Below are 6,569 nucleotides of genomic sequence, written 5' to 3' on the forward strand. Positions count from 1 at the left end.
CGGGCCCTCCGGGCGCCCGCCGCGGTTGGGGCGAGCACACCCCCGCCTGGTGGAGCCACCCCCCCGCCCAGGCGGAGCCCCCGGATCCGGGGGGTGGTCGCGGCGGCCTCGGCCGCCGCGTGCCCTTCCTCCGCCCACGAGGACAACATGCGGACGTGCAGGGAGATCGCCTCGGCGCAGCGGGACAGTGTTTCGGTGCTCAGGCCGTGGTGACGGGCGTGGTCGGAGAGGCAGCGCCAGGCGATCTGGCCGCCGACCCGGCAGGCCGTCCGGAGCGCCCGCGGCGAATGGCCGCGAGCGAACTCGGCGCGGCCGAGGTCGCGGAACAGCGCGGCCGACTCCTGGCCGGCACCGGGCCGCGAGGGCGCGTCGAGGCAGCGGACCAGCAGCGTCTCGACGGCGGTGGTGAACACGCCGCCGAGCGGCCCTTCGAGGAGGCTCGTGTACTCGGGGACCGACCGCCGGATACCGCCGATGATCGACCGGGCCAGCGTCCCCGCCTGCGCCCGCAGTGCGTCGACCACGGAGGGCGGAAGCAAGGCCCTGCCGTGGTCGACGGGTCGGTCATCGACACGCTGCGCTGTCTTCACGTCATGCAGAGTGCCCGTCCGGCGGCCGGGCATCATCCGTAGATCTACGGAGAACGCTACGTATTCAGTACTCGGGGGCGTCCCGGACCACTGAAATCGGTCCAGAACGCCCCCGAGTGGGGTGCTCAGGGCAGGGTCAGCCCATAGGCGGACAGCGCCGCCGGGACCGGCTGGAAGAACGTCTCGCCGCCCGAGTTGCAGTCACCGCTGCCGCCGGAGGTGAGGCCGAGGGCGGTGGAGCCGTCGTACAGCGAGCCGCCGCTGTCGCCGGGCTCGGCGCAGACGGTGGTGTCGATCAGGCCGGTGACGGTGCCCTCCTCGTAGTTCACCGTCGCGTTCAGCGCGGTGACCGAACCGGAGTGGACCCCGGTGGTGGAGCCGCTGCGGGTCACGTTCTCCCCGACCGTGGCCTCACCGGCGCTGGTGATCCGCGTACCGTCGTTGACCGCGCTCGGCGCGTCGACGCCGGAATCGTAGGCGGCCCACGAGTAGTCGTGCCCGGGGAAGCTGGCGTCCTGCGTCTGGGCGATGTGCTGGGAATTCCCGGAGTCCGCCCACCAGTCGTTGGTCGCCACGCCGCAGTGCCCGGCGGTCAGCATCGCGGGGTTGCCGCTGCGGTCGTGGACGTTGAAGCCGAGCGAGCACCGCAGGCCCTGGCCCCAGATCGCGTCGCCGCCGCTGATGAACGTCCGCAGCTTCCCCGCGGTCCGCTTCAGCTGGGCCTTGGCCCCGAAGCCGTCGACCACGCCGGTCAGCTTCGCGAGGGCGGCGCCCGTGACCGTCGAGTCGGCGGTCACCAGGACGTGCCCGGAGCGGGGGTCGACACGCCACGCCGTGCCGGGGATCCGGGCCGAGCGGTCGAGCTCACCGGTGACGGCGGCCAGCTCGGAGGCACGGTAGGCGACGAGCTTCGGCACCGCGCCCGCCGCGCGGACCTGGTCGGCACCGGCGGCGTCGGTGACGGTGACGATCAGCCGCGAACTCGCTTGGTCGTAGTAGGAGCCGACGGTCCGGTCACCGAGACCGGACGTGACCTTGGCGGACAACGTCGTGGCGCCGCGGGCGTCGAGCGGACCCGCCGCCGCCGGACCGGGTGCGGCGAGCACCACGCCGGTGACGAGTCCCGCGGCGGCACAGACGACGATCCCTCGTCTGGCCCGCCGGTGGATGCGTGCTGTGGACATGGTCATCTCCGTCCTCTGGGGATTCGAGCGATGACACACCGGTGCGGACGAGCAGGAATTGGCAATGTGCGCGCGACGACCAGGTTACGGTTTCACGAAATACCGCTCCACCCACGAAAGTCGCGAACCCCGCCGGTTCGCACAACGTGCGAACCCTTCGACGTTTTCCTTGTGCGCCACGGTTTTTGTCCGATTCTACGGCAGCATGAGGCGGGCCGGGTGCTGAAGGGCGCTTTCAGTGCGTTCGCCGTGCTGAAGGACGCCTTCAGCGCATTGAGTGCATCGAAGGCGTCCTTCAGCATTTGTCCGGCGTGGCCTCCCAGGCACGGGCGAGCTGAGCGCGCAGCAACGGAAGCGGGCTGTCGTCGGTCCCGTATACGCGGTCCGCGAGCCGGATCAGCGTGTCACAGCGGGCCAGCAGCAGGGCTCGTGCGCACAGTTCGGGATCGTGCCCGGCGAGCCGCGCCACCCGCAGAGCCGCGGCGGCGCCGACGGAGATGACGAGCCCGGCGACGTCCTCGGCCGGGTCGCCGAAAACCGCGTCCGTCCAATCGAGAACGCCGCTCACCCGTCCCGTCTCGGTGACCAGGAGATGCTCGCCCTTGAGGTCGTGGTGCAGCAGCGTCGCCGGGGCCGCCGGGGGAAGCGGGCAGGGGAGCCGGTGCGCGAGATCGGAGCCGACAGCGCCATCCTCGGCGAGTCGGACGGCGGCGCGCACGGCTTCCCCGCTGAGTTCCGGCAAGGACCGGGCGGGTGCCACCGGTACGTCCACCGTGGCCGCCGGGACGGACCGCAGTCCGGTCAGCAGTGCGGCCAGATCCTGTTCACCGGCCGCGGAGACCGGCTGTTTTTCGGCCGACACCCCGGAAAGCCGCGTGTCCAGCGTGTAACCGAGCCCGGGGGCCCACTCGCCGTGGGCGACACTCCGGGGCACGTCGATCGTGAGGTGGGGACGGATCGCTTCGCGCAGCGCGACTTCCCGGCGCTGGCCCGCGGTGCTGTCGACATCCTGAGCCATCCGCAGGACGTGACCGGTGCCGACCCACCAGGTGGCGTGGTCACCGCCCTCGTCGACGCGGCTCATTCGCGGTTCTCCTGGCAGTACGCGGCGGAGCAGGTGCCGCACGGCGACGGGTTCGGGTGTGGTCATGGTCAGCCGATCATGACAGCGCGCGCACCGCGGGCGCGAACGGATTTGCGACCTTCGCGAATCCCGTGCTAGCTTTTTCTCGCGCCCCGTATGGGCCTACGCATGGAGGTAGTGGTTTCTCCGCGGCGGAAGCCGCGCAATCACCTTGGTGAACGGCACGGTTTTCCCGTGCCCGCTGCCTCCTGCGCGCGTAGGCCACGGGGTTTTCCTGTGTCCGTTCCCGGGTGTCACCCTCCGATCTTTCATCGGATCCGGAAAGGACTCAATGACCGAGGAAAAGCCAAGCGAGACCTTCGACGTCGGTGCCTTCCAGCGCCGGGTCATCGACGAATTCCGTGCCAACGCGGGGAAAGTCGCCATGTTCGGCGACGAGGCTTCGTTGGCGCTGGTGACCACCACCGGGGCGAGCAGCGGGCTGCCCCGTACCGTTCCGCTGTCCTATGTGGACGTCAAGGGGCAGAAGGTGATCGTCGCCTCCGCGATGGGCGCGCCCCGGAATCCCGCCTGGTACCACAACATCCGGAAGAACGCGAGGGTGACCGTCGAGACCGGCACCGAGACGTTCGAGGCGCTCGCCGCGATCCCGGACGGGCCGGACCGGGACGCGCTGTTCGCCGAGGTGGTCGCGATCGAACCGGGTTTCGGGGAGTACCAGGCGAAAACCACGCGGCCGATCCCCGTGGTCACACTGCATCGCGTCGACGAGGGTGCCGACCGGGTGCGGGGCATGGGCGACTTCGTCGTCGAGGTCCACGACTGGCTCCGCAAGGAGCTCGCCGAGCTGCGCGGCCAGGCGGACGAGATCGCGGACGGCAAGGCCACGACGTTCACCAGGACCGCCGACCTCGGCCGGGAACTGCGCGAGCACTGCCTGAACTTCTGCGAGGCGCTGAAACACCACCACCACGGTGAGGACGCCGGCGCGTTCCCGATGCTGGCTCGCCGATTCCCTTCGCTCGCACCGGTTCTGACGAAGCTCGCCGAGGAGCACGCGGTCGTGGCTCGTGCGCAGGAAAGAATTCGCGCACTCGTCGAGGCGTATGTCCCGGGGGAGGACGATCCGGCCCGGCTGCGAGAGGAACTCGACCGGCTGGCCACCGGCCTCGAAGCCCATTTCGCCTACGAGGAACGGTCGATCGTGGCCGCGCTCAACACTCTGGGCCCCGCGCCGGAAATACCCTGACGGTGCCGCTGTCTTGCAGTGCCGGGCCCCTGTCCCGAACGCGTCGTCGGCAATGGGCCACTCGCGACATCGCAAACTTGCTCGCTGAGAAAATTTTCTCGGCGAGCAAGTTTTTCGTGTATCGTCGGGGACATGGCAGAGGACGGGACGCTGGGCCTGCGGGAGCGCAAGAAGCTGCGAACCCGCAAGGCGCTGAGTGACGCGGCGCTGGACCTGGTCTTCGAACGGGGACTGGAGAACATCCGGCGCGAGGACATCGCGGAGCGGGTCGGGGTGTCGGTCCGGACGTTCAACAACTACTTCGCGAGCAAGTACGAGGCGCTGGCCTACCGGCAGATCGAGCGGATGAAGCGCAGTGTCGAGGTGCTCCGGTCACGCCCGGCCGACGAGCCGGTGTGGACGGCGATCTCGCTGGCCTTCACCCGTCCGCTCGAGGAGGACGGCGGGGCGGACAGCGTGCCGAGCCCGGCGCAGCTGGCCGCGGTGCGCGAACTGATGGCCGTGCCGGAAATGCTGGCGGTGGTGCAGAAGGCGGTGCTCGGCGCGGATGGCGAACTGGTCGCGGTGATCGCCGAGCGTACGGGCACCGATCCGGCCAGGGAACTGTATCCCCGGCTGGTGGCGGGCGCGATCGGGGCCGCCTGGCAGGCGGCGGCCGACGTGTACCTGCACTCCGATCCGCCGGTGCCGATCGTGTCCCTGCTCCGGCGCGCGATCGAGGAGATCGCCGCCGGGCTGCCCGATCCGTCTGCCTGAACAACTCCGAAACAATCGAGACACGGAAACAGGGGGTTTCTTCGTCATGCCCGAAAACAGCACGCCCGAAAACACTGTCGTGCCCGGAAACGCCGAGGTGGTCATTTCCGGAGCGGGGCCGAACGGCCTCATGCTCGCCGCGGAACTCGCGCTGGCCGGAGTCCGGCCGATCGTGCTGGAGCGGTTGCCCGAGCCCAGCGACGAACCGAAGGCGAACGGGATGGTCGGTCAGATCGTGCGGTTCCTGGATCAGCGGGGACTGTACGAGGAGATCAGCGGCCGGGCGGGCCCGCCGCAACCGGCTCCGGCGTTCTTCTTCGGCGGGATGACCATGTCGTTCGCCGAGGTCGTGGACAACCCGCTCCACCTGCTTCCCGTGCCGCAGCCGAAACTTGTGCGCCTGTTGGACAAACGTGCCCTCGATCTCGGCGTGGAAATCCGGCGGAGCCACGAGCTGACCGGACTCGTCCAGGACGAGAGCGGCGTAACTCTCACCGTGTCCGGCCCACGGGGCGAATACGAGCTGCGCACCCGGTTCCTGGTCGGCGCGGACGGCGGGAAGAGCTTGGTACGCAAGCAAACCGGCATCGCGTTCCCCGGGGTCACCGACACCAAGGGGGTCACGCGGCTGGCGCAGGTCAGCCTGCCGGGCCTGCAGCGGACGGCGGACGGCGGCATCGACATCCCGGGCGTCGGCCCGCTCGGTTTCGGCTTCAACCGGCTCGAACGCGGCACGTTCGTCTTCGCGGAACTCCAGCCGGGCAAGACGCTGATCGCGACCGGCGAACTCCGCACCGGGCCCATTCCGGACGGCACGCCCCTGACGCTGGACGAACTGCGGGACAGCGTTCGCCGCGTGCTCGGCGTCGACCTGGGGTTCGGGCCGCCGGAGGGGCCCGGCCCGCATCCACTGCGCAGGATCACCACCCAGAACACCCGGCAGGCCGAAAACTACCGCGCGGGCAACGTCTTCCTCATCGGCGACGCGGCCCACGTACATTCCGGGATGGGCGGCCCGGGGCTCAACCTCGGCATGCAGGACGTGGCGAACCTGGGCTGGAAACTCGCGGCGTACCTACGCGGTCACGCGCCCGAAAGCCTGCTTGACACTTACCAGAGCGAGCGTCATCCCGTCGGCGAACGCGTCATGATGCACTCGCTCGCGCAGGCGGCCCTCATCGCACCCGGCCCCGAGGTCACCGCGCTCCGGCGGTTGTTCGGGGAAATGGTGCGCAAGCAGGAGAACTCCGCGTTCATCGCGCACCTGATGGCCGGGTCGGACGTCCGGTACGACATCGGGGACACGCATCCGTTGTCGGGCCGGATGGTCCCGGACCTCGCCGTCGGCTCCCGGCGCGTCACCGAACTCCTGCGTACCGCGCGGCCGGTGCTCGCCGACTTCACCGGCGGCACGGAAATCGGTGCGGCCGCAGTGGGCTGGGCCGATCGCGTCGACCTGGTCAGCGAGTCCACTTCGGACACCCCGGTCGCGGCGGTGCTGGTCCGCCCCGACGGCTACGTCGCCTGGGCCACCGACAGTCCACAAGAGACGGATGGCCTCCAGGAGGCGCTGACCCGCTGGTTCGGCGCCGCAGCCTGAGATGCCGTCAAGGCCACCTTACGGGCGTCAGACGCCCCGTAAGGGGGCGTTTAGGTAAGTCAGCGGAGTTGGGGGTTGGGGGGGGGGGGGGACGCGGCGGCGGCGA

The 6,569-nt window shown here is 70.0% G+C and carries 5 protein-coding genes and 1 pseudogene; 3 read left to right on the top strand and 3 right to left on the bottom strand.

Annotated features, from left to right (window positions below; translation table 11 throughout):
• The 3 genes and pseudogenes from ACFWY9_RS01635 to ACFWY9_RS01645 form a co-directional block, all read right to left on the bottom strand.
• Nucleotides 1-590: pseudogene (locus ACFWY9_RS01635) on the bottom strand (hypothetical protein); the annotation flags it as partial.
• Between the two features lie 125 nt (nt 591-715).
• Complete coding sequence (locus ACFWY9_RS01640; protein ID WP_378329919.1) at nt 716-1,774, bottom strand: S1 family peptidase; 1,059 nt, start codon at nt 1,772-1,774, stop codon at nt 716-718.
• 295 nt (nt 1,775-2,069) lie between these two features.
• Nucleotides 2,070-2,924 (bottom strand): phosphotransferase family protein, encoded by an 855-nt coding sequence (locus ACFWY9_RS01645; RefSeq protein WP_378329918.1) that lies wholly within the window; start codon nt 2,922-2,924, stop codon nt 2,070-2,072.
• 265 nt (nt 2,925-3,189) lie between these two features.
• On the opposite strand from ACFWY9_RS01645, the gene ACFWY9_RS01650 reads away from it, so the two are divergent.
• The 3 genes from ACFWY9_RS01650 to ACFWY9_RS01660 all read left to right on the top strand — a co-directional run bounded on the left by ACFWY9_RS01650 (nt 3,190) and on the right by ACFWY9_RS01660 (nt 6,463).
• Nucleotides 3,190-4,107 (top strand): nitroreductase/quinone reductase family protein, encoded by a 918-nt coding sequence (locus tag ACFWY9_RS01650; protein ID WP_378337905.1) that lies wholly within the window; start codon nt 3,190-3,192, stop codon nt 4,105-4,107.
• A 132-nt stretch (nt 4,108-4,239) separates the two neighbouring features.
• On the top strand, nt 4,240-4,863 hold the full coding sequence (locus ACFWY9_RS01655; protein WP_378329916.1) for a TetR/AcrR family transcriptional regulator: 624 nt from the start codon (nt 4,240-4,242) through the stop codon (nt 4,861-4,863).
• Nucleotides 4,864-4,909: 46 nt separating this feature from the next.
• The gene (locus tag ACFWY9_RS01660) at nt 4,910-6,463 is read left to right on the top strand and encodes an FAD-dependent monooxygenase (RefSeq protein ID WP_378337906.1); all 1,554 of its coding nucleotides are present in this window, start codon (nt 4,910-4,912) and stop codon (nt 6,461-6,463) included.
• Nucleotides 6,464-6,569: the final 106 nt, after the last annotated feature.

It is taken from the genome of Amycolatopsis sp. NPDC059027 (assembly GCF_042739735.1).
Classification (GTDB): domain Bacteria; phylum Actinomycetota; class Actinomycetes; order Mycobacteriales; family Pseudonocardiaceae; genus Amycolatopsis.

What these genes read in the sequence shown, in the direction of transcription:
- ACFWY9_RS01650 (WP_378337905.1), top strand. Translation starts at nt 3,190, where the DNA reads ATGACCGAGGAAAAGCCAAGCGAGACCTTCGACGTCGGTGCCTTCCAG.
- ACFWY9_RS01660 (WP_378337906.1), top strand. Translation starts at nt 4,910, where the DNA reads ATGCCCGAAAACAGCACGCCCGAAAACACTGTCGTGCCCGGAAACGCC.
- ACFWY9_RS01640 (WP_378329919.1), bottom strand. Translation starts at nt 1,774, where the DNA reads ATGTCCACAGCACGCATCCACCGGCGGGCCAGACGAGGGATCGTCGTC.
- ACFWY9_RS01645 (WP_378329918.1), bottom strand. Translation starts at nt 2,924, where the DNA reads ATGACCACACCCGAACCCGTCGCCGTGCGGCACCTGCTCCGCCGCGTA.
- ACFWY9_RS01655 (WP_378329916.1), top strand. Translation starts at nt 4,240, where the DNA reads ATGGCAGAGGACGGGACGCTGGGCCTGCGGGAGCGCAAGAAGCTGCGA.